The organism is Streptomyces sp. NPDC052023, from assembly GCF_044548465.1.
Lineage (GTDB): Bacteria > Actinomycetota > Actinomycetes > Streptomycetales > Streptomycetaceae > Streptomyces.
Genome location: NZ_JBIUBW010000012.1, coordinates 26980 through 47265 on the forward strand (window position 1 = coordinate 26980; position 20286 = coordinate 47265).

The window sequence follows — 20286 nt, forward strand, 5'->3', positions numbered from 1 at the left end:
GATGCCCAGCACTTCGGACACGTCCGTTGTACGGGACACGCCCGGGCGCGGGTCGCGAACGCACCGGCCACCGTGGGTCACCGCGGCCGGGCAGGTCACCCCGCCGCCGTGGAGCGCCGCGTGACCAGCGCCTTCGCGCCCCCGGTGCACCGCTTGTCACCACCCCCGGGGGCGCACTACTGTCACCACGCCTTGGTGAACGGGAAATCCGGTGTGATGCCGGTGCGGCCCTCGCCACTGTGATCGGGAAGTCCGGCTCCGGCCCTCAAGGGGCGGCCACTGGGTCCTTGTGACCCGGGAAGGCGGAGCACGGGCGGTGTCACCCGTCAGCCAGGAGACCGGCCGAGGCGCGTTGTACACCATCCACGAGGTGCTGGAGAGGGTCTGCTGAAGCCATGCACATAGCCGAGGGTTTTCTGCCTCCGGCGCACGCGATCGCCTGGGGCGTCGCGTCCGCGCCGTTCGTCGTCCACGGAGTCCGCTCCCTCACCCGAGAGGTGCGGGAACATCCCGAGAGCACCCTGCTCCTCGGCGCCTCGGGCGCCTTCACCTTCGTCCTGTCGGCGCTGAAGCTGCCGTCCGTGACCGGGAGTTGCTCGCATCCCACCGGCACGGGACTGGGCGCCATCCTGTTCCGGCCGCCGGTGATGGCGGTGCTGGGCACCATCACCCTGTTGTTCCAGGCGCTGCTGCTCGCGCACGGCGGGCTGACCACGCTCGGCGCCAACGTCTTCTCGATGGCGATCATCGGGCCGTGGGCCGGCTACGGAATCTACCGGCTGCTGCGGCGGTTCGACGTGCCGCTGATGGTGGCCGTGTTCTTCGGCGCGTTCGTGGCCGACCTGTCCACCTACTGCGTCACCAGCGTCCAGCTGGCGCTCGCCTTTCCCGACCCGAGCAGCGGATTCCTCGGCGCACTCGGCAAGTTCGGCTCCATCTTCGCGGTCACGCAGATCCCGCTCGCGGTCAGCGAGGGGCTGCTGACGGTCCTGGTGATGCGGCTGCTCGTGCAGTCCAGCAAGGGCGAACTGACCAGGCTGGGCGTGCTGCTCACCCAGAAGACCGGCACCCGGAACAACGGCACCGAGGCGGTGGCCCGATGAAGCGCAACACGAGGATCAACCTCCTGCTGCTGATCGCCGTCGCGGCCCTCGCGGTGCTGCCGCTGGTGTTCGGGCTCGGTGACCACAAGGAGGAACCGTTCGCCGGCGCCGACGCCGAGGCGGAGACGGCGATCACCGAGCTGGACCCGGACTACGAGCCCTGGTTCTCGCCGCTGTACGAGCCTCCGTCCGGTGAGATCGAGTCAGGTCTGTTCGCCCTCCAGGCGGCCGTCGGCGCGGGCGCGCTCGCCTACTACTTCGGCGTCCGGCGGGGCCGCCGCCAGGGCGAGGCCCGCGCCGGGGAACAGCAGGGCGCGGTGCGGGTTCCCGGGCACGACGGAGCCGAAGGGGCCTGAGCCTCGTGCTGCCGATCGACGCGGCGGCGCACAGCAGCCGCTGGCGCCGCCGTCATCCCGTGGACAAGGCCGTGCTCGGGCTGGGGCTCACGGTGCTGGCGATCTCGTTGCCGCCCTGGCCGGGGGCGGCGCTGGTGCTGGTGACGGCGCTGGCCGTGCTGCTGGGACCGGCGGGCGTGCCCGGGCGGAGGCTGTGGCGGGCCTACCGGGTGCCGCTGGGGTTCTGCGTCACCGGCGCGCTGCCGCTGCTGGTGCGGGTCGGCGGCCCGGACGGGTTCGCCGCTCTCGCCGGCGGCGGCGCGGTGCGCGCCGGGGAACTGCTGCTGCGGACCTCGGCCGCCTCCCTCGGTGTGCTGCTGTTCGCGTTCACCACCCCGATGTCCGATCTGCTGCCCCGCCTGGTCCGGGCCGGCGTCCCGGCGCCCGTCGTCGACGTGGCGCTGGTGACGTACCGCATGAGCTTTCTGCTCCTGGACTCCGTGCGCCGGATCCGTGACGCGCAGGCGGCCCGTCTCGGGCACACCACGCGCGCCGCCCGGTGGCGGTCGCTGGCCGGGCTCGGCGCCACCGCCTTCGTGCGCGCCTTCGACCGGGCCACGCGCCTGCAGGCCGGGCTCGCCGGGCGCGGCTACGACGGCACGCTGCGGGTGCTGGTGCCCGAGGCCCGCGTCTCCGTGCCGTTCACGGCCGTGAGCGTCGCGCTGCTCGCCGCGCTGGCCGCCCTCACCTTCGTACTCGAAAGGCCGCTGTCATGAGCGAGGCCGCCCCCCTGGTCGCCCTGCGGGGCGCGTCGTTCGCCTACGAGGACGGCCCTGCCGTGCTCAGCGGGCTCGACTTCGAGGTGCGCGAGGGGCGGGCGCTGGCGCTGCTCGGCCGCAACGGCAGCGGCAAGACCACGCTGATGCGGCTGCTCAGCGGCGGACTGAGGCCGCGGGACGGGGAGTTGACGGTGGACGGGACCGCGGTGTCGTACGACCGGAAGGGGCTGACCCGGTTGCGGACCACCGTCCAGCTGGTGGTGCAGGATCCGGACGACCAGTTGTTCGCCGCCTCGGTGGCGCAGGACGTCTCGTTCGGGCCGCTCAACCTGGGGCTGCCGGACGCCGAGGTGCGGGCGCGGGTGGCCCAGGCGCTGGCCGCGCTGGACATCGCCGCACTGGCCGACCGGCCCACGCATCTGCTGTCCTACGGGCAGCGCAAGCGGACCGCGATCGCCGGTGCGGTCGCCATGCGGCCGCGGGTGCTGATCCTCGACGAGCCGACGGCCGGACTCGATCCCGACGGTCAGGAACGGCTGCTGGCCACCCTCGACGGGCTGCGGGCGGGCGGCACGACGGTCGTGATGGCCACCCACGACGTCGACCTCGCCCTGCGCTGGGCCGACGACGCGGCCCTGCTCACCCCGTCCGGCGTGCGCACCGGCCCGGCGTCCGAGAACCTGGCCCGCGCGGAGCTTCTGAGGGAGGCGGGCCTGCGCCTGCCGTGGGGGGTCGCCGCGGCGGAACTGCTGCGTGGCCAGGGACTGCTGGACGGTACGGCGGCCGGTCCGCGGACGGCGGAGGAGCTGGCGGCGCTGGCGGCGGAGCGGGCCGGGCCGCGCGGCTGAGAGCCGCCGGGCGCCGGCGCCGTCAGTCCTCCGCCGCGTCCCCGCCCTTCTTGCGCCGTGCGAGCAGCGTCGTACCCGCGACCACCGCGCCGATCGCCACGATCTTGGCCGCCTCGTAGGACAGGTGCGGGCCACGGGCACCGGGCAGGTCCAGGAAGATCCAGACGAGCACGCCGAGGCCGGCCAGGAGCAGGATGACGCCCCCGACCGGGCCGAGGCCCGCCCACCACGCCTCGCCGGGAACCTCCTGGTCCCGCGTCCCGTTCTGCTGCTGCTCGGATCGCATCGCGCCGTGCCCCCGTTTCGCCGGTCCTGTCCCCCCTCACCTGTTTACCCGACCGACCGGTGGATGATCGACCGCGTCCTGGAGTCTGTGACACAAGTGTCGAGTTCGGCACGGGGGTCGAGGTCGAGTGCCCGGTCGCCGGGTCGCGGGGTCAGGCCGAACGCTTGCGGGACGCCGTCTTCTTCGCCGTCGTCTTCTTCGCGGTGCTCTTCGCCGTGCTCGCCGTACTCTTCGAGGCCGCCGTCTTCTTCGTCCCCTGCGCCGACTTGCCCGCGGTCTTCTTCGCGGACGCGGTGGTCTTCTTGGCGGCCGTCTTCTTCGCCGTGGACTTCTTGCCGGCCGGTTCCTTGGGTGCGGCGCGGCTGGTCCTGCGCTGCGGGAGGGCGTGGACGTCGGCCTGCTCGGCCGGTGCCTCGCCGCGCGACTCCCGCGCCGCGCGGACGCTGCTCTCCAGGGCCGCCATCAGGTCGAGCACCTTGCCGCCCGCCGCGGGTTCGGGCGCCTCGGGGGGCGCCTCGCCGGCCGCCTTCGCGGCGATGACCTCCTCGACGGCCTCGCGGTACTCGTCGTGCAGATCCTCCAGGTCGACCTCGCCGAGGGTGTCCATCAGGGCGTCCGCGAGGTCGAGTTCCTTGTCGCGGACGGTGACGCCGGTGTCGGGGGCGACGCCCTCGGGCGCGCGGACCTCGTCCGGCCACAGCAGCCCGTGCATGGCGATGGCGTCGCCGACCACCCGCAGCATGCCCAGCCGCTCCCGGCCGCGCAGCGCGAACTTGGCGATGGCGACCTTGTTGCTCCGCTTGAGCGCCTCGCGCAGCAGCGTGTACGGCTTGGCGGCGGGGGCGCCGCTGGCGGCGAGGTAGTAGGCCGCGTCCATCTGGAGCGGGTCGATCCGGTCGCCGGGCACGAAGGCCACGATCTCGATCGTCTTGGCGGTCGGGAGGGGCAGATGGGCCAGGTCCTCGTCGGTGATCGGGATGATCGAGCCGTCCGCGTCCTCGTACCCCTTGCCGATCTCGGCCCCGCTGACCTCGCGGTCCTCCAGCTCGCAGAACTTGCGGTAGCGGATCCTGCCGCCGTCCTCGGTGTGGATCTGGCGGAACGAGATCGTGTGGCTCTCGGTGGCGTTCACCAGCTTGATCGGGATGCTGACCAGGCCGAACGAGATGGCGCCGTTCCATATGGATCGCACATTCAGCACCTTTCGAGGCGGTATCAGCAGCGTTCATACGGTTCTCATGGTTTTCGTGTGATTCTCATCGTATGACGCCGATCACAGAGGTGGAGGGGCGACGGGTCGCGCTCAGCAATCTGGAGAAGGTGCTGCACCCGGCCACCGGCTTCACCAAGGGCGAGTTGCTGCACTACTACGCGACGACCGCCGGCGTGCTCCTGCCTCATCTGCGGGATCGGCCGGTGTCCTTCCTGCGCTACCCGGACGGCCCCGGCGGGCAGGTGTTCTTCACCAAGAACGTGCCCCCGGGTACCCCCGAGTGGGTCACCACCGCCGAGGTGCCGCGGACAGAGGGCCCGGCCCGGATGGTGCTGGTGCAGGACCTCGCGAGCCTGATGTGGGCGGCCAACCTGGTGGCCGAGTTCCACACCCACCAATGGGTGATCTCCGCGCCGGCGGTGGCCGACCGGATCGTCTTCGACCTGGACCCGGGTCCGCCGGCGACCGTCGTGCACTGCTGCGAGGTCGCGCTGTGGCTGCGAAAACGGCTGGCGGCGGACGGGATCGAGGCGTATCCGAAGACGTCCGGTTCGAAGGGGCTGCATCTGCTGGCGGCGGTCCGGCCGACGCCCTCCGACCAGGTGACGGAGTACGCCAAAGAGCTCGCGGTGGAGGCGGAACGGGTGATGCCCCGACTGGTCGTACACCGGATGACGCGGAGCCTGCGGCCCGGAAAGGTTTTCGTCGACTGGAGTCAGAACGCCGCCCGCAAGACGACGGCGACTCCGTACACCCTGCGCGCGCGGGCGACGCCGACCGTTTCGGCACCGGTGACCTGGGAGGAAGTCGAGGCGTGCCGAGACGTCGGCCAACTCACCTTCCTGGCGACCGACATCGCCCCGCGGGTGCAGGACTACGGCGATGTGCTGGCCCCGCTGCTCGACGAGGAGCGGGCCAGTCCACTGCCGTGAGCCACAGCGCCCCGCACCGCGGGCACCTCAGAGCAAGGGACCAGCATGGAAACGACCCGCCCCCGTACCCTCCGCCCCGGCACCTTCCGCCGCCGCACCCTCGTCGTCGCCTTGACCGCGCTGGCCTTGGGCGCCACGTCGGTCACTGCCGTCACCGCCGCCGACCGCGCCCCGGCCGCCGCCCCCAAGGCCCAGGTGCTCCTCGACTGGAACGCGGTCGCCGTCGCCACGATCAACGCCGACGCCAAGCGGTACGCGCCCGAGCAGAACGTCTGGCACGGTTTCGTCTCGGCCGCCGTGTACAACGCCGTCGTCGGCATCGAGGGCCGCTACGCGCCGTACCGGTGGGACGTACGCGGCCCCGGCGGCGCCTCCGCCGAGGCGGCCGCCGCTGCCGCCGCGCACCGGGTGCTGCTGACGTACTTCCCGAAGTCGAAGGCCCGGCTGGACGCCGCCTACGCCAAGTCGCTGAAGAACGTCCCCGACGGGAAGGCCGAGGACCAGGGCGCCGCCTTCGGCAGGCGGGCCGCCGATCGTGTGATCCAGCTGCGCGTGGGGGACGGACGCGGCGCGGCGGTGGCCTTCACCAAGTCGCCCGCGCCCGGCGTGTGGCGCCCCACCCCGCCGGACAACACGCCCTTCCGCGTGCCGTGGCTGGCCAAGGTGAAGCCGATGGTGCTGGACTCCGCGGAGCGGTTCCTGCCGGGCGCGCCGCCCGCCACGGACACCCGGCGCTACGCCCGTGAACTGGCCGAGGTGCGGGTGCTGGGGGCGAAGAACAGCAAGGTACGCACGGCGCGCCAGACGGAGACCGCGAGGTTCTTCACCGACGTGCTGCCGGTGCAGCTCCAGGCCGCCTACCGCGACCAGGTCCAGCGGCGCGGGCTGGACCTGGTGGACGCGGCCCGGCTCTTCGCGGCGGCCAACACCGCGGCCGCCGACGCGACGATCACCGCGTGGAACGCCAAGTACACGCACGCCCAGTGGCGGCCGGTCACGGCGATCCGGCAGGCCGGTACGGACGGCAACCCGGCCACCGCGGGCGAGCCCGCCTGGGAGCCGCTGCTGCGCACGCCCGCACACCCGGACCACGTCAGCGGCCACACCGCGGCCGACGGCGCCGCGATGGCCGTGCTGCACCGGCTGACCGGCGGGAACATCGACTTGCGCATCTCCTCCGCGGTGACCGGCACGACCCGGACGTACCCGAAGGCGGCCGACTTCGACCGTGACGTGGTGGGCGCGGGCATGTGGGGCGGCATCCAGTACCGGACCAGCGGAGAGGCGGGCAGCCGGCTGGGGCACGCGGTCGGGAACTACGCGCTGGACCACCACTTCCGCCCGGTGCGCTAGGGCCTGTCGTTTGGATCGGGCGGGGGTCAGACCCTCGTCCAGGTGTTCCGGTCCCGGGCCATTGCGTGCAGGGCCTCCACATCGGCCGGTTTGAGCACGCCGCCCAGCCGGGTGAGGCCGTCGAGGTCCGTGTCCTGAAGGACGCGGACCTCGCGGACCGGGCCGGGCACCGAGACACGGGACGGGCCGACCAGGGCGAGGACGGGGTGGACCTCGGCGGTCAGGGCGTACGAGGCGCGGCCGGCGTCCGCGCGGATCCGGCGCAGCAGCGGACGCCCGTCCCGCCGTCCCAGCGTGACCATGGGGTCGGCTATCACGACGCGTTGCCTGCGGGCGTACAGGGCGTGCACGGCGAAGAGGCCGCCGGGGCCGATCACCAGGTGGTGCAGGCGGTCGCCGCCGGGCAGCGGCACGGAGTGCAGGGCGTGCCAGCCCGCGCCGTCCATCCGGTCCAGCGCCTCCCCCACGGTCTGCTCGGCCTCCAGCGCCCGGCGCCGGGGGTCGGCGCGCAGCCGGGGTCCGGGCCCGCCGGGGTCCCGGTCCAGGGCGACCAGGAGGGCCTCACCGGGCCGATTGGGTGCCAGGTCGTCGTCGGGGTGCAGGCTCAGCCGGGCCAGTTCCGCGGGGGTCGGGACCGGGGGCGGGCCGACCGTGACGGGGCCGGTGAGGAAGGGGCGCAGGGCCTGAAGGACGTCGTCCCTGCGGCCCTCGCTCAGCAGGTTGATCCGGGCCGCCTCACGGTCGTACCAGGCGATGTTCCTGCCGTCCGTGAGGCAGACGTACAGCCGTTCCCGACCGTGCCGCCAGGTCGGTACGACGCGCAGTCCGCTCATGCACATCACCCCACGACCATGGGAACAGGCGGGGTGCTCCAGGGGCAAGAACCCGGCTACCTTTGACAGGAGTTGGGACAGGCCCGCCCGAGTGGCGGTTGGGGAGGCGCTTTGCGTACCCGCAGGAAGCAACCCGACGTACCGGCTCCGGACATGCCGTGGAGCGAGATCGTGCCTGGTCTGTGGATGGGCGGGCACGAGTTCGCGGGCCGTTCGGGGCAGCTGGAGTTCGCCGTCGTGCGGGACGAGTTCGATCTCGTCCAGACCCTCCTGCGGCTGCCCGGCCACGGTCCGGACCCGGACGTCGACCACCAGGTCTGGCCGATCCCGGACGGCCCGCTCGACGGCACCCAGCTGGCCGGGGTGATCCGGCTGGCCGAGGCGGCCTGCGAGGCGCTGGACCGGGGCCGCCGGGTACTGGTGCGCTGCTACCACGGCTACAACCGCTCCGGCCTGGTGATCGCGCACGCCCTGATGCGCGGGGGCCGCTCCGCCGAGTCGGCGATCCGGCTGATCCGCGCCCGCCGCTCCCCGTGGGCGCTGCACAACCAGCTGTTCGTGGAGTACCTGCGCACGGGGCTGCCGACGGTGCGGATCCTGGAGGAGCTCGCCGAGTAGCCCGCCGCCTCAGGCCCTCCGGTCGTGACGCACAAAAAGTACGTGATACGCAAAAAGGACTTCACCAGGAATAAGGCGTACGCACGAATAATGTGCGCGCACGCATAAGGTGTACGGGCCGACCGCCCCGAACCACAGGAGCCCCGTGCCCCGCCGCCCCACCCCGCCCGCGCCCCGCGCCCGCGTCGTCACGGCCCTCGCGCTGCTCGCGGTGACCGCGACGGCCTGCGGCGACGCGGGCGAGCTGCGCGGCGCGGGGCCGACCGCGACCGCGGACGGCCCGGCCCGGCTGTGGCCCGGACTGCCGCCCGCCTCCAGCCCGGCCTTCGACATCGGCGAGGTGGACATCCAGGTCGTCAAGGGCGTCGAGGTGCCCGGCGACGACATCCGCGAGGTGGACCCGGTGGCGGTGGTGCGGGCGGAGATCACCCGCAACCCCGCCGACTACGAGGGCGCCAAGGCGCCGTACCGCGGGACGGAGAGCCGGATGGCGCAGTGCGGTGCGCCCAGGGACGGGGCCGGTACCGGCTGCCCGGTGCTGAAGCCGTACTACCGCGATCTGACCGGCGACGGACGGCCCGAGATGACGCTGGGCTTCCGGTTGCTGCCCGGCGAGATCACCGCCGTCCGCGTCTACACCGTCGACAAGCACCGCCTGGTGCAGGTCATGGCCTACGACGACGCCCTGACCGGGATCGAGATCGCCGGGCAGTCGGTGATCCTGCGGGCACCGTCCGAGGTCCCGGGGTACGAGTACCGCCTGCAGTGGAGCTGGGACACCGACCAGCGCGCCATGCTGCTCACCCACGACGAGATGCTGCGCACCGGCAGGCGGCCGGAACCGCACCGCCCCTCGGGCACGCCCTCCGCGAGCCACCGGTGAGGCTCGCCCTGCCGCAGTGGGCCGGCACCCTCGCGGTGAAGGCCGCCGTCTTCATCACGGTGATGTGCTGCGCCCTGGCCGCGCTGCTCGGCGTCCTGGTCCACGTCTCGGTGACCAACCAGACCGTCGGCCAGGCCCGCGCCCTCGCCCTGACCCGGCTGGCGGACGCGACCGAGGCCTACGAGGCCGGAGACCCGCTGACGCCGGGCGCGGCCGTCGACCCGGGAGGCCTGCCCGCGTCACTGCGCTCGCTCGCGGCGGCCGGGCAGCGCGGCACGATGGTCGCCGGCAACGACGGCCGGCCGACGATGTGGGCGGCGGGCCCGGTCGACGGCGGCCGGGCCCTCGCGGTGGCCGTCGACTACTCCCAGCAGGCCCGCACCATCGAGGGCCTGGACCGGGCGATCGGCTGGTCGTCGGCGCTGGCGATCGGGGCGACGGTGCTGGTGGGCGCGTTCGCGGTGACCCGGGTGACCCGGCGGCTGCACGCCACGGCGCGGGTGGCCCGGCGGATCAGCGCGGGCGACCTGGACGAGCGGGTGAACGACCCGCGCACCCGGGACCGGACGCGACCGCAGGACGAGGTGGCCTCGGTCGCCGCCGCGCTGGACTCCATGGCCGCGTCGCTGCAGGGCAAGCTGCTCGCCGAGCAGCGGTTCACCGCGGACGTGGCCCACGAGCTGCGCACCCCGCTGACCGGCCTGCACGCGGCGGCCGAGCTGCTGCCGCCCGGGCGCCCCACGGAGCTGGTCCGGGACCGGGTGGCCGCGCTGCGCACGCTCACCGAGGACCTGCTGGAGATCTCCCGGCTGGACACCGGGCGCGAGCGGCTGGACCTGGACACCGAGGAACTGGGCGCACTGGCGGAGCGGGTCGTCCGGGCGTCCGGGACGGACACGGCGGTACGGATCGTGCGGGACGCGCGGGTGGAGAGCGACCGGCGGCGGCTGGAGCGGGTGCTCGGCAATCTCGTGGCCAACGCTCACAAGCACGGGCGGCCGCCCGTCGTGGTGACGGTGGACGGGCCGGTGGTGACCGTGCGGGACCACGGGGCGGGTTATCCGGCGTACCTGGTGGCGCACGGGCCGCAGCGGTTCCGTACCGAGGGCGGGGCGAAGGGGCACGGCCTCGGCCTGACCATCGCGCTGGGCCAGGCGGAGGTCCTGGGCGCGCACTTGGAGTTCCGCAACGCACCAGGCGGAGGGGCGGTCGCACGGCTGACGCTGCCTCACACTGGGCCGAACGAGCGTACGGCTGACGAGGACTGACCCCTCCCCGATGGCGCACTGTGACGGGCGCCCCGGGAAGCACGCTCCTAATGTGGCGATTAGTCAGCTTCGCCCCACCCTCTCACGGGAGGTTCTCCCATGTCCCTGCGCTCTTCCCGCACCCGCCGTCTCGTCATGACGGCGGCCGGAGGCGCCCTGGCCACCGCGCTGGCGGTCTCGCCGGCGTTCGCCGGTGGCATCTGGGGCGACGACTCCGGCAAAGGCTCCGCCCCCGTCCCCGCCCCCGGTGGCGGGGGCACCGGCAACGTCCCGGCCCCCGTGCCCGGCGGCGGCGTCGGCAACGTCCCCGCCCCCGCCCCGGGTGGTGAGGCGGGCACCGGCGCCGCCGTCCCCGCCCCCGTCCCCGCCCCGGTGCCGGTCCCCGTGCCCGCCCCCGGCTTCGGTGTCGGTGGTTTCGGGCCGGGCTTCGGGCCGGGCTTCGGGCCGGGCTTCGGCTATCACGACTTCGGCGGCCACGGCCGGGTCAACGTCTTCACCGGAAACGGCGGCGTCGACGTGTTCGCCGGCAATCGCGGCGGGTTCAACGGCAACGGCGGATTCAACGGCAACGGCAACGGCAACGGCAACGGCAACGGCAACGGCAACGGCGGATTCAACGGCAACGGCAACGGCAACGGCAACGGGGTCGGCGGATTCAACGGCAACGACTGGTTCCGTAACGGCGGCAACGGCAACGTCGACGTCTACGCCGGCAACGGCACCGTCGACGTGTTCGCCGGTGGCAACCGGGGCAACAACGGCCGGGACGGCTTCGGCGGGAACGGCAACGGCAACGGCAACGGCAACGGCAACCATAACGGCGACTTCGACAACGACTTCGACGACGACTTCGACGACGACTTCGACGACGACTTCGACGACGAGGACGACTGGGACGACGGCGAGGACGGCGACTTCGACGACGGGATCGGCGGCGACGACGGCATCGGCGACGACGGCATCGGGGGCGACGACGGCCCCAACCAGGCCGCCTATCGAGGTGTCGTCACCACCGACAACCTCGCGGTGCGCTCCCGCCCCACCCTGCGCAGCCGGGTCATCGGCCGGGTCGACCGCGGCGACGTGGTGCGCATCTACTGCAAGGCGGCGGGCGACCGGGTGCGGAGCAACCCCCTGTGGTACCTCCTCAAGGGCCGCACCTGGGCCTGGGGCCCGGCCCGTTACATCAACAACGAGGGGCCCGCGCCACGCTGGTGCTGACGCCGACGGCGCACGAGCCACACCATTTGGGTAGGTTCCGGACATGACGAAGGCCGCAACCGGAACCGCCGTGGCGGCGGACGCGCCCGCCCCCGCGGCCCGTCCCCCCCGGCGCCGCGGCGTCGAACTCGCCCTCATCGTCGTGGCCGTGCTGCTCTCCGTGTACGGCTACTGTGTCGCCGGTCTCGCCAGGACCGGCACCGTCCCGCCCGGCGCGGCGGGGTACGGCGCGGGGCTCGGTGTGCTCGCGCTGCTCGCGCATCTCGCCGTCCGCCTGCGTGCCCCGTACGCCGATCCGCTGCTGCTGCCCATCGGCGTCCTGCTGAACGGGCTGGGCCTGGTGCTGATCTACCGGCTGGACCTGGAGACTCCGGGCGACCGCGCGGCACCCGCCCAGCTGGTCTGGTCGGCGCTGGGCGTCACCCTGTTCGCCTACGTCGTCGCCGCCCTGCGCGACCACCGCGTGCTCCAGCGTTACGCCTACGTGTGCGTCGCCGCCGCGCTGGTCCTGCTCACCCTGCCGATCTTCTTCCCGGCGGTGAACGGCGCCCGGATCTGGATCCGGGTCGCCGGGTTCTCCATCCAGCCCGGCGAGTTCGCGAAGGTGCTGCTGGCGGTGTTCTTCGCCGCGTACCTGGCCGCGAACCGCAACGCGCTGGCCTACGCCGGCCGGCGCGTGTGGCGGCTCCAGATCCCCACCGGCCGCGTCCTCGGCCCGATCGTCGCCATCTGGCTGGTCAGCGTCGGCGTCCTGGTCCTGGAACGCGACCTCGGCACCTCGCTGCTGTTCTTCGGCCTGTTCGTCGTCATGCTGTACGTCGCCACCGGCCGCACCGGCTGGATCGCCGTCGGCCTGGTACTGGCGACGCTGGGCGCGGTCGCCGTCGGCCGCACGGAGCCGCACGTGGCCGCCCGGATCCACGACTGGCTGCACCCGTTCGCGTCCATCGAGGCGGGCCAGGGCCCCAACCAGCTCGCCCAGTCACTGTTCGCGTTCGCGGCGGGCGGCGTCCTCGGCACCGGCCTCGGACTCGGCCACTCCGTCCTGATCGGCTTCGCCACCAAGTCGGACTTCATCCTGGCGACCGCGGGCGAGGAGCTGGGCCTGGCCGGGCTCTCCGCGATCTTCCTGCTGTACGGCCTGCTGGTCGAGCGCGGCTTCCGGGCGGGCCTGGCCCAGCGCGACCCGTTCGGCCGGCTGCTCGCGGTGGGCCTCGCCTCGATCGTGGCGCTCCAGGTGTTCGTGATCGCGGGCGGGGTGACCGGCCTGATCCCCCTCACCGGCATGGCGATGCCCTTCCTCGCGCAGGGTGGCTCCTCGGTCGTCACCAACTGGGCGATCGTGGCCCTGCTGATCCGGGTGAGCCACTCGGCCCGCAAGCAGTACGACGGGCAGGTCGCCCCATGACCCCGCACATCCGCCGCGCCACCGCCTTCTGCGCCCTGCTGCTGGTCGCGCTCCTGGTCAACGCGGCCCGCATCCAGGTCTTCCAGGCCGGCCAGTACGACGCCAACCCGGCCAACCGCCGCCACGAGATCGCCCGTTACGGGCAACCGCGCGGCGACATCCTGGTCGGCGGCAGCCCGGTGACCGGCTCCAAGGACACCGGCGAACCCCTCCGCTACGAACGCACCTACGAGCAGGGCCCGTTGTACGCCCCGGTCACCGGCTTCGCCTCGCAGGTGTACGGCACGACGTTCCTGGAGCACGCGGAGGACGGCACCCTCTCCGGAGCGGACCCGGCGCTCTTCCCCCTGTGGAAGGACTTCACCCGCGCGCAGAACGCCGGCGGCGACGTCGTCACCACCCTCGACGCCGCGGCGCAGCGGGCGGCGTTCCAGGGGCTGGGTGACCGCAAGGGCGCGGTCGCGGCGATCGAACCGGCGACGGGCCGGATCCTGGCGCTGGTCTCCACCCCGTCGTACGACCCGGCGACACTGTCGGGGAACGGTCCGGCGGTCGCCCGGTCCTGGCGCGGGCTGAACGAGGACCCGGACAAGCCGATGCTGAACCGGGCGGTACGGCAGACGTATCCGCCGGGTTCGACGTTCAAGGTGGTCACCGCTGCGGCGGCGCTGGACGCCGGGGTGATCAAAGATCTCGACAAGCGGACCGACTCGCCCGACCCGTACACCCTGCCCGGCACCACGACGAGGCTGCGCAACGAGGGCGGCCGCTGCGCGAACGCCTCCCTGCGCAAGGCCTTCGAGTGGTCCTGCAACACGGTGTTCGCCAAGCTGGGGGTGGACGTGGGCGTGACGGACATGGCCAGGACGGCCCGTGCGTTCGGCTTCAACAACACCGGCCTGCGCATCCCCTACTCGGTGGTGCCGAGCACCTTCGACACCACGGTCGACAGGGCGCAGCTGGCGCTGTCCTCGATCGGTCAGTACAACACGCGGGCCACGCCGTTGCAGATGGCGATGGTCGCGGCGGCCGTCGCCAACGGGGGCCAGCTGCGCCAGCCGTACCTGGTCGAGCGGACCACCACCCGCCGCGGCGCCACGCTCTCCACGGCCGGTGCCCCTCCGCTGCGCCAGGCCATGTCCCCCTCGACCGCGGCGCGGATGCGGGAGCTGATGCGGAACGTGGTGGAGCACGGCACGGGCAGGAACGCCGCGATCCGCGGCGCGACCGTCGGGGGCAAGACCGGCACCGCCCAGCACGGCGTCGACAACTCCGGCAGGCCGTACGCCTGGTTCGTCTCCTGGGCACAGGACGATCAGGACATGCTGCCGAAGGTCGCGGTCGCGGTGGTGGTGGAGGACGCGGCGGCCGACCGCCGCGACCTCACCGGCGGTGGCATGGCGGCACCGATCGCCCGGGCGGTGATGCGGGCGGTGCTCACCTCGTGACGGTCCCTAGGAGTCCTGCCCGGCGCCCGACTCGATGGCCTGCGTCACCTCCGCGACCCGCTCGCGCTCCTCGGCCGCGAACCGCTCGGCGTCGAGCTTCTCGGCGATCTCCTCGTCCTGGGCCATCAGCAGGTCGAGGCTGGAGTCACCCAGCTCGAGGACGCCCATGTCGACATAGGCCTGCTGGAGGCGTTTGCCCCACAGGCCGATGTCCTTGACGCACGGCACGATCCGGCTGAACAGCAGCTTGCGGAACAGGGCGAGGAACTCGGAGCGTTCGCTGTACTCCTCCGCCTCGGCCCGCGGGATGCCGAAGTTCTCCAGCACCTCCACCCCGCGCAGCCGGTCCCGCATCAGATAGCAGCCCTCGATCACGAACTCCTCGCGTTCGCGTAGTTCGGCGTCGGTGAGCTGCTGGTAGTAGTCCCGTAAGGCCATCCGCCCGAACGCCACGTGCCGGGCCTCGTCCTGCATGACGTAGGCGAGGATCTGCTTGGGCAGCGGCTTGTCGGTGGTGTCCCGGATCATGCCGAAGGCGGCGAGCGCGAGGCCCTCGATGAGCACCTGCATCCCGAGGTAGGGCATGTCCCAGCGGCTGTCGCGCAGGGTGTCGCCGAGCAGGGCCTGGAGGTTGTCGTTGATCGGGTAGAGCATCCCGATCTTCTCCTGGAGGAAGCGGGCGTAGATCTCCGCGTGCCGGGCCTCGTCCATGGTCTGGGTGGCCGAGTAGAACTTGGCGTCCAGGTCGGGGACCGACTCGACGATGCGGGCCGCGCAGATCATCGCGCCCTGCTCGCCGTGCAGGAACTGGCTGAACTGCCAGGAGGTGTAGTGCCGGCGCAGCTCACCCTTGTCGCGTTCGGAGAGCTTCGCCCAGTGTTTGGTGCCGTACAGGGAGAGCGTCTCGTCGGGGGTGCCGAGGGGGTCGTACGGATCGACCTCGAGGTCCCAGTCGATCCGTTTCTGCCCGTCCCACTGCTTGTCCTTGCCCTTCTGGTACAGGGCCAGCAGACGGTCGCGTCCGTCGTCGTACTCCCAGTTGAACCGGGCCGCCCCGGTCGCTGGGACCGGCCAGAGGGGCTCGCCGGGGTCCATGGCGTACAGGTCGAAGGTCGACATGCTCGCAGGCTCACACGTAGTAGACGCGCGGTCAACAAGTGGCGCGCAAGGGATTGACGGGCTTGCTGACAGGCAGTCTCATAAGGGCATGACGACCCTCACCGATGCCGAAGCCCTGGAAGGGCTGCGCGACGCCCTCGGACTGCTCAAGGATCGCGAGCAGGTCGCCGAGCGGCTGCTCGACTCGTCCGCCAAGCACTCCTTCGACCCGGACAAGGAACTGGACTGGGACGCGCCCTTCGAGGAGGGCAAGTGGTTCTGGCCGCCGGAGCTGGTGTCGCTGTACGGCACACCGATATGGAAACGGATGGGCGAGGAGCAGCGGATCCTGCTCTCCCAGCACGAGGCGGCGGCGCTGGCCTCGCTGGGCATCTGGTTCGAGATCATCCTGATGCAGCTGCTGGTACGGCACATCTACGACAAGGCGGCGACGAGCGCGCACGTGCGCTACGCGCTGACCGAGATCGAGGACGAGTGCCGGCACTCGAAGATGTTCGCCCGGCTGATCGAGCGCGGCGAGACGCCCTGGTACCCCGTCAGCCGCACCCACCAGCACCTCGGGCGCCTGTTCAAGACGATCTCCACCACACCCGGCTCGTTCACCGCGACCCTGCTCGGCGAGGAGGTCCTCGACTGGATGCAGCGGCTGACCTTCCCCGACGAGCGGGTGCAGCCGCTGGTCCGCGGGGTCACCCGCATCCACGTCGTGGAGGAGGCGAGGCACGTCCGGTACGCCCGTGAGGAGCTGCGGCGCCAGATGGTCACGGCTCCGAAGTGGTCCCAGGAGTTCACGCGGATCACCTCCGGCGAGTTCGCCCGGGTCTTCTCGGTCGCCTTCGTCAACCCCGAGGTCTACGCCAACGTCGGCCTGGACAAGCGGGAGGCGCTGGCCCAGGTGAAGGCGAGCGGTCACCGGCGGGAGATCATGCAGACCGGCGCGAAGCGGCTGACGGACTTCCTGGACGACATCGGGGTGCTGCGGGGGGTGGGGCGGCGGCTGTGGAAGTCGTCGGGCCTGCTGGCGTAGGGGCCGCTCGTCGTACGGGTGCGGGTGGTACGGGGCCGGCCGCGCGGTTCCCCGCACCCCTTCACATCGGCGTGCCCGCACGGCGGTGCGCCCGCACCCGCCCGGCTACCCTGCCCCATATGACCCCCGCCGCGCCCTCCCCCGCCTATCGCCGTCTCAGCGTCGAGGAACGCCGCAGCCAGCTGCTGGACGCCGCACTCGGCCTCTTCGCCCACCGGGCCCCGGAGGACGTCTCCCTCGACGACGTGGCGGAGGCGGCCGGGGTCTCCCGCCCCCTGGTGTACCGGTACTTCCCGGGCGGCAAACAGCAGCTGTACGAGGCCGCCCTGCGTTCCGCCGCCGAGGAGCTGCGGCTCTGCTTCGACGAGCCGCGCGAAGGCCCCCTCCTGCCCCGGCTGTCCCGCGCCCTGGACCGCTATCTCGCCTTCGTCGACCAGCACGACGCGGGCTTCCAGGCCCTGCTCCAGGGCGGCAGCGTGGTCGAGACCTCCCGTACGACCGCCATCGTGGACGGCGTGCGCCGGGCCGCGGCCGTGCACATCCTGCGCCATCTCGGCGTCACGGACCCGGGCCCCAGGCTGCGGATGACCGTCCGGATGTGGATCACCGCGGTCGAGGCGGCCTCCCTGATCTGGCTCGACGAGGACAAGCAGCCACCCCTCGGCGAACTGCGCGACTGGCTGGTGGACCAGTTCGTCGCCGTCCTCTCCGTCACAGCCGCCCGCGACCCGCAGACCGCGTCGGTCGTGGCCGCGCTGGCCTCGGCGGATGGCTGAGACTGGTGCCGTGAAGAGCGAAGAGACCCCCTTCGAGGGCGGGCCCATGGACGGGCGGGTCCTGCCCGTGCTCCTCGGGATCACCGGGCACCCGCCGAAGACGTACCGCATCCCGGTCCCCGACCCGCACGGCGGGCCGCCCACCGTTGTCGTCTACCGGCGCGAGCCCCGCGGGCAGGGCCGCCTCACCCGGCGCTGGAAGTACGTCCACGATCCCGCCGGCGTCCAGGGCGGCGGCCGGCCCAGGTGGCCGTGGCGGAAGCCACACGCCACGCCGGAAGGCAAGCCGGACGACGCGAACGGGTGACCTCCTTACGCCATCCCGCGCACGGTCGGCGCGCGGGCCGCGCGAGCACGTCACATGCTCACGGTGCGGAGCGGACCCGCCGCCCCGCACCGGAGGTGATGACGTGTCAGGAAGGCTACTGCGCCTGGTGTGTACGGCGACCGTGGCGGCCCACGCCGTTCTCGCAGCCGTACCGGCGGCGGCCGCACCGGAACCGGCCGCGCCCGAAGGGCGGGGGGTTGCCGCCCTGCTGACGGATCTTCAGCGGCTGTACCGCGAGGCGGAGAAGGCCACCGAGGCCTACAACGCCACCGAGGAGCGGCTGAAGAAGCAGCGCGCCGTGGCACGGCGGCTGGACACCGAGCTGGCCCGCGCCCGGCTCGCCCTGCACGACAGCCGGGGCGCCGCCGGCCGGCTGGCCCGGCAGCAGTACCAGGGCCGCAGCGACATCTCGCCGTACGTCCGCCTGCTGCTCGCCCGTGACCCGCAGCACGCGCTCGAACAGGGCCATGTGATCGGGCAGCTGGCGCTGGAGCGGGCCAGGACGGTGGCGGAGCTGGCCGGCAGCGAGAAGAAGGCCGGCGAACTCGCCCGCAAGGCGCGGGCCGCGCTGGACCGGCAACTCGCCCTCACCGAGCGGCGGAAGAAGGAACGCGACGAGGTGCGCGAGCGGCTCGGCGAGGTGGAGGCGCTGCTCGCCTCGCTCACCGCCGAGCAGCTGACCGCGGTCGCGAAACTGGAGAACGACGGGATCGCCGAGGCACAGAAGAAGTTCATGGCCGCCGGCGCCCCGAGCAGCAGGCGTCTGCCGACCCAGGAGGGCGACCGTGCGGTGCGCTACGCGGTACGGCAGCTGGGGAAGCCGTACGAGTGGGGTGCCGAGGGCCCCCGGTCCTACGACTGCTCGGGTCTGACCTCACAGGCCTGGGCGGACGCCGGGACACCGATCCCGCGCACCAGCCAGGAGCAGTGGGCGCGGCTGAACCGCGTCCCCCTCAAGGAGCTGCGCCCCGGCGACCTGGTCGTGTACTTCCCCGAGGCCACGCACGTGGCGATGTACCTGGGCGACGGCATGGTCGTCCAGGCTCCGCGCCCCGGCGCCAAGGTCAAGGTCTCCCCGATCGCGGCCAACCCCGTCCTCGGCGCCGTACGCCCCGACCCCCGGGGAAAGCCCCTGCGGCGTTACACACCGCCGAGGCTTCCCGAGGGGGCGCTGGACGGCAAGGACGACGGGTACGCCTCGGCGACGGCTCCCGAGCGACCGCTGCCGCGGGCTACGCCCCCGCGCCGGAGCCGGTGACCTCGGCCAGGTAGGCCGCCGTCCGCTCCGGCTCGTAGAAGAAGTTCTCGAAGTCGGCGGGGTCGTTGAAGCCGTTGGCGAAGCGGTCGGCCACCGGCTGGAGCTGGCCGGCGGCGCCGAGCAGGTTGAGGATGTGCTCGGGCGGCGGGGCCAGCATGGCGTTGGTCCACTTGGTGACGTGCCGGGCGGTGGCCCAGTAGCGGTCGAACGTCTGCTGCATCCAGGCCTCGTCGAACGGCTTGTCGCCGTGCTCCAGGATCGCGTCGAGGTAGGCGGCGGCGCACTTGGACGCCGAGTTGGAGCCCTGGCCGGTGATCGGGTCGTTGGCGACGACGACGTCGGCGACCCCCAGCACCAGACCGCCGCCGGGCAGCCGGCCGACGGGGTTGCGCACGGTCGGGGCGTACCGGCCGGCGAGTGTGCCGTTCGCGTCGGTCAGTTCGACCTTGGTGGCCCGCGCGTACTCCCACGGAAGGAACTTCTCCATGAGTTCCAGGGTCAGGGAGAGGTGCTCCGCGGGGTCCTTGACGCCGTGGAAGGCGTCCAGCGGGCCGCCGGGTATGCCCTCCCAGAACAGGATGTCGGCGCGGCCGGAGATCGTGAAGGTCGGCATCACGAACAGCTCGCCGACGCCGGGCACCAGGTTGCAGCGGACCGCGTCGAACTCCGGGTGCTCCGGGCGCGGGCCGAGGCCGTGCACGTACGCGACGGCGAGGGCCCGCTGCGGCTCGGCGTACGGGGAGCGCTCCGGGTCGCGGGCGAACATCTGCACGAGCTCGCCCTTGCCCGCCGAGACCAGCACGAGGTCGTAGGTACGGGAGAAGTAGTCGAGGTCGCCGACCGCCGCGCCGTGGATGACCAGCTGGCCGCCGCGCTGCGCGAACGTCTCCATCCAGCCGGCCATCTTGACCCGCTGGTCCACCGACTGGGCAAAGCCGTCCAGCTTGCCCACCCAGTCGATCGCCCGCTGCGAGGGGCCCGGGTCGAACGAGCCGGGGGCCGCGACCGAGACGCCGAGCCCTTCGATCTTCGGGGCCTGGGACTCCCAGAAGTTCAGCTTCAGGTCGCGCTCGTGCTGCAGGGCAGTGTGGAACATGCACTGCGTCGACATGACCCGGCCGGAGCGGATCTCGTCCGCCGTCCGGTTCGACATCAGGGTGACCTCGTACCCGTGCGACTGGAGTCCGAGGGCGAGCTGGAGTCCGGACTGGCCGGCTCCGACGACGAGTATCTTCCGCATGCGGGTGGTG

21 protein-coding genes and 1 riboswitch are annotated in these 20286 nt (G+C 72.6%); of the genes, 16 read left to right on the plus strand and 5 right to left on the minus strand.

Annotated features, from left to right (window positions below):
- The first annotated feature begins 176 nt into the window (after positions 1-176).
- A riboswitch (cobalamin riboswitch) is annotated at positions 177-362 on the plus strand.
- Between the two features lie 33 nt (positions 363-395).
- The 4 genes from ACIHCM_RS23335 to ACIHCM_RS23350 are packed head-to-tail and all read left to right on the plus strand — an operon-like array spanning position 396 to position 3065.
- The gene (locus tag ACIHCM_RS23335) at positions 396-1103 is read left to right on the plus strand and encodes an energy-coupling factor ABC transporter permease (RefSeq protein ID WP_399898902.1); all 708 of its coding nucleotides are present in this window, start codon (positions 396-398) and stop codon (positions 1101-1103) included.
- The gene (locus ACIHCM_RS23340) at positions 1100-1459 is read left to right on the plus strand and encodes an energy-coupling factor ABC transporter substrate-binding protein (protein ID WP_399898905.1); all 360 of its coding nucleotides are present in this window, start codon (positions 1100-1102) and stop codon (positions 1457-1459) included. The genes ACIHCM_RS23335 and ACIHCM_RS23340 overlap by 4 nt, the downstream gene beginning before the upstream one ends.
- Positions 1460-1464: 5 nt before the next feature.
- Entirely contained in the window at positions 1465-2214 is a 750-nt protein-coding gene (gene cbiQ, locus ACIHCM_RS23345) for a cobalt ECF transporter T component CbiQ (RefSeq protein ID WP_399898908.1), read from the plus strand.
- Entirely contained in the window at positions 2211-3065 is an 855-nt protein-coding gene (locus tag ACIHCM_RS23350; protein ID WP_399898911.1) for an ATP-binding cassette domain-containing protein, read from the plus strand. The genes cbiQ and ACIHCM_RS23350 overlap by 4 nt, the downstream gene beginning before the upstream one ends.
- 22 nt (positions 3066-3087) lie before the next feature.
- Here the strand turns inward: ACIHCM_RS23350 and ACIHCM_RS23355 are convergent, their stop codons facing one another.
- Entirely contained in the window at positions 3088-3351 is a 264-nt protein-coding gene (locus ACIHCM_RS23355) for a hypothetical protein (RefSeq protein WP_399898914.1), read from the minus strand.
- A gap of 151 nt (positions 3352-3502) precedes the next feature.
- A complete protein-coding gene (locus ACIHCM_RS23360) occupies positions 3503-4552 on the minus strand; it encodes a Ku protein (protein ID WP_399898917.1) in 1050 nt (349 codons plus the stop codon).
- Between the two features lie 62 nt (positions 4553-4614).
- Here ACIHCM_RS23360 and ligD point away from each other — a divergent pair, with 62 nt between their 5' ends.
- Together ligD and ACIHCM_RS23370 are read left to right on the plus strand one after the other, a co-directional pair.
- On the plus strand, positions 4615-5496 hold the full coding sequence (gene ligD, locus ACIHCM_RS23365) for a non-homologous end-joining DNA ligase (protein WP_399898919.1): 882 nt from the start codon (positions 4615-4617) through the stop codon (positions 5494-5496).
- 45 nt (positions 5497-5541) lie between these two features.
- Positions 5542-6849: a vanadium-dependent haloperoxidase gene (locus tag ACIHCM_RS23370; RefSeq protein WP_399898921.1), complete on the plus strand. Its 1308-nt coding sequence runs from the start codon at positions 5542-5544 to the stop codon at positions 6847-6849.
- 26 nt (positions 6850-6875) lie between these two features.
- Here ACIHCM_RS23370 and ACIHCM_RS23375 read toward each other — a convergent pair whose 3' ends face one another.
- On the minus strand, positions 6876-7682 hold the full coding sequence (locus tag ACIHCM_RS23375; RefSeq protein ID WP_399898923.1) for a nuclease-related domain-containing protein: 807 nt from the start codon (positions 7680-7682) through the stop codon (positions 6876-6878).
- A gap of 111 nt (positions 7683-7793) precedes the next feature.
- Between ACIHCM_RS23375 and ACIHCM_RS23380 the strand changes: the two genes are divergently transcribed.
- The 6 genes from ACIHCM_RS23380 (at position 7794) to ACIHCM_RS23405 (ending at position 14528) form a co-directional block, all read left to right on the plus strand.
- Positions 7794-8300, plus strand: coding sequence for a dual specificity protein phosphatase family protein (locus tag ACIHCM_RS23380; RefSeq protein WP_399898926.1), 507 nt, complete (start codon positions 7794-7796; stop codon positions 8298-8300).
- Positions 8301-8445: 145 nt separating this feature from the next.
- Entirely contained in the window at positions 8446-9183 is a 738-nt protein-coding gene (locus ACIHCM_RS23385) for a hypothetical protein (protein WP_399898929.1), read from the plus strand.
- On the plus strand, positions 9180-10451 hold the full coding sequence (locus ACIHCM_RS23390; protein WP_399898932.1) for an ATP-binding protein: 1272 nt from the start codon (positions 9180-9182) through the stop codon (positions 10449-10451). Before ACIHCM_RS23385 ends, ACIHCM_RS23390 begins: the two co-directional genes overlap by 4 nt.
- A gap of 99 nt (positions 10452-10550) precedes the next feature.
- Complete coding sequence (locus tag ACIHCM_RS23395; protein ID WP_399898935.1) at positions 10551-11672, plus strand: SH3 domain-containing protein; 1122 nt, start codon at positions 10551-10553, stop codon at positions 11670-11672.
- Between the two features lie 43 nt (positions 11673-11715).
- Positions 11716-13080, plus strand: a complete 1365-nt coding sequence (locus ACIHCM_RS23400) for an FtsW/RodA/SpoVE family cell cycle protein (RefSeq protein ID WP_399898938.1) — start codon at positions 11716-11718, stop codon at positions 13078-13080.
- Entirely contained in the window at positions 13077-14528 is a 1452-nt protein-coding gene (locus ACIHCM_RS23405; protein ID WP_399898941.1) for a penicillin-binding transpeptidase domain-containing protein, read from the plus strand. The genes ACIHCM_RS23400 and ACIHCM_RS23405 overlap by 4 nt, the downstream gene beginning before the upstream one ends.
- A 6-nt stretch (positions 14529-14534) precedes the next feature.
- Here ACIHCM_RS23405 and ACIHCM_RS23410 read toward each other — a convergent pair whose 3' ends face one another.
- Positions 14535-15647 carry a ferritin-like domain-containing protein gene (locus ACIHCM_RS23410; protein ID WP_399898944.1) on the minus strand — a complete coding sequence of 371 codons (1113 nt, stop codon included), beginning with the start codon at positions 15645-15647 and terminating at the stop codon, positions 14535-14537.
- 88 nt (positions 15648-15735) lie between these two features.
- On the opposite strand from ACIHCM_RS23410, the gene ACIHCM_RS23415 reads away from it, so the two are divergent.
- The 4 genes from ACIHCM_RS23415 to ACIHCM_RS23430 all read left to right on the plus strand — a co-directional run bounded on the left by ACIHCM_RS23415 (position 15736) and on the right by ACIHCM_RS23430 (position 19036).
- Positions 15736-16674 carry a diiron oxygenase gene (locus ACIHCM_RS23415; protein WP_399898947.1) on the plus strand — a complete coding sequence of 313 codons (939 nt, stop codon included), beginning with the start codon at positions 15736-15738 and terminating at the stop codon, positions 16672-16674.
- A 119-nt stretch (positions 16675-16793) separates the two neighbouring features.
- Entirely contained in the window at positions 16794-17450 is a 657-nt protein-coding gene (locus tag ACIHCM_RS23420) for a TetR/AcrR family transcriptional regulator (protein ID WP_399898950.1), read from the plus strand.
- A 10-nt stretch (positions 17451-17460) separates the two neighbouring features.
- Positions 17461-17757, plus strand: coding sequence for a hypothetical protein (locus ACIHCM_RS23425; protein WP_399898953.1), 297 nt, complete (start codon positions 17461-17463; stop codon positions 17755-17757).
- Between the two features lie 103 nt (positions 17758-17860).
- Positions 17861-19036: an NlpC/P60 family protein gene (locus ACIHCM_RS23430; protein WP_399898956.1), complete on the plus strand. Its 1176-nt coding sequence runs from the start codon at positions 17861-17863 to the stop codon at positions 19034-19036.
- Here the strand turns inward: ACIHCM_RS23430 and ACIHCM_RS23435 are convergent.
- Positions 19011-20276: a styrene monooxygenase/indole monooxygenase family protein gene (locus ACIHCM_RS23435; RefSeq protein WP_399898959.1), complete on the minus strand. Its 1266-nt coding sequence runs from the start codon at positions 20274-20276 to the stop codon at positions 19011-19013. The genes ACIHCM_RS23430 and ACIHCM_RS23435 overlap by 26 nt on opposite strands.
- Positions 20277-20286: the final 10 nt, after the last annotated feature.

What these genes read in the sequence shown, in the direction of transcription:
- ACIHCM_RS23335 (WP_399898902.1), top strand. Translation starts at nt 396, where the DNA reads ATGCACATAGCCGAGGGTTTTCTGCCTCCGGCGCACGCGATCGCCTGG.
- ACIHCM_RS23340 (WP_399898905.1), top strand. Translation starts at nt 1,100, where the DNA reads ATGAAGCGCAACACGAGGATCAACCTCCTGCTGCTGATCGCCGTCGCG.
- ACIHCM_RS23350 (WP_399898911.1), top strand. Translation starts at nt 2,211, where the DNA reads ATGAGCGAGGCCGCCCCCCTGGTCGCCCTGCGGGGCGCGTCGTTCGCC.
- ACIHCM_RS23355 (WP_399898914.1), bottom strand. Translation starts at nt 3,351, where the DNA reads ATGCGATCCGAGCAGCAGCAGAACGGGACGCGGGACCAGGAGGTTCCC.
- ligD (WP_399898919.1), top strand. Translation starts at nt 4,615, where the DNA reads ATGACGCCGATCACAGAGGTGGAGGGGCGACGGGTCGCGCTCAGCAAT.
- ACIHCM_RS23370 (WP_399898921.1), top strand. Translation starts at nt 5,542, where the DNA reads ATGGAAACGACCCGCCCCCGTACCCTCCGCCCCGGCACCTTCCGCCGC.
- ACIHCM_RS23375 (WP_399898923.1), bottom strand. Translation starts at nt 7,682, where the DNA reads ATGAGCGGACTGCGCGTCGTACCGACCTGGCGGCACGGTCGGGAACGG.
- ACIHCM_RS23395 (WP_399898935.1), top strand. Translation starts at nt 10,551, where the DNA reads ATGTCCCTGCGCTCTTCCCGCACCCGCCGTCTCGTCATGACGGCGGCC.
- ACIHCM_RS23400 (WP_399898938.1), top strand. Translation starts at nt 11,716, where the DNA reads ATGACGAAGGCCGCAACCGGAACCGCCGTGGCGGCGGACGCGCCCGCC.
- ACIHCM_RS23405 (WP_399898941.1), top strand. Translation starts at nt 13,077, where the DNA reads ATGACCCCGCACATCCGCCGCGCCACCGCCTTCTGCGCCCTGCTGCTG.
- ACIHCM_RS23410 (WP_399898944.1), bottom strand. Translation starts at nt 15,647, where the DNA reads ATGTCGACCTTCGACCTGTACGCCATGGACCCCGGCGAGCCCCTCTGG.
- ACIHCM_RS23415 (WP_399898947.1), top strand. Translation starts at nt 15,736, where the DNA reads ATGACGACCCTCACCGATGCCGAAGCCCTGGAAGGGCTGCGCGACGCC.
- ACIHCM_RS23420 (WP_399898950.1), top strand. Translation starts at nt 16,794, where the DNA reads ATGACCCCCGCCGCGCCCTCCCCCGCCTATCGCCGTCTCAGCGTCGAG.
- ACIHCM_RS23435 (WP_399898959.1), bottom strand. Translation starts at nt 20,276, where the DNA reads ATGCGGAAGATACTCGTCGTCGGAGCCGGCCAGTCCGGACTCCAGCTC.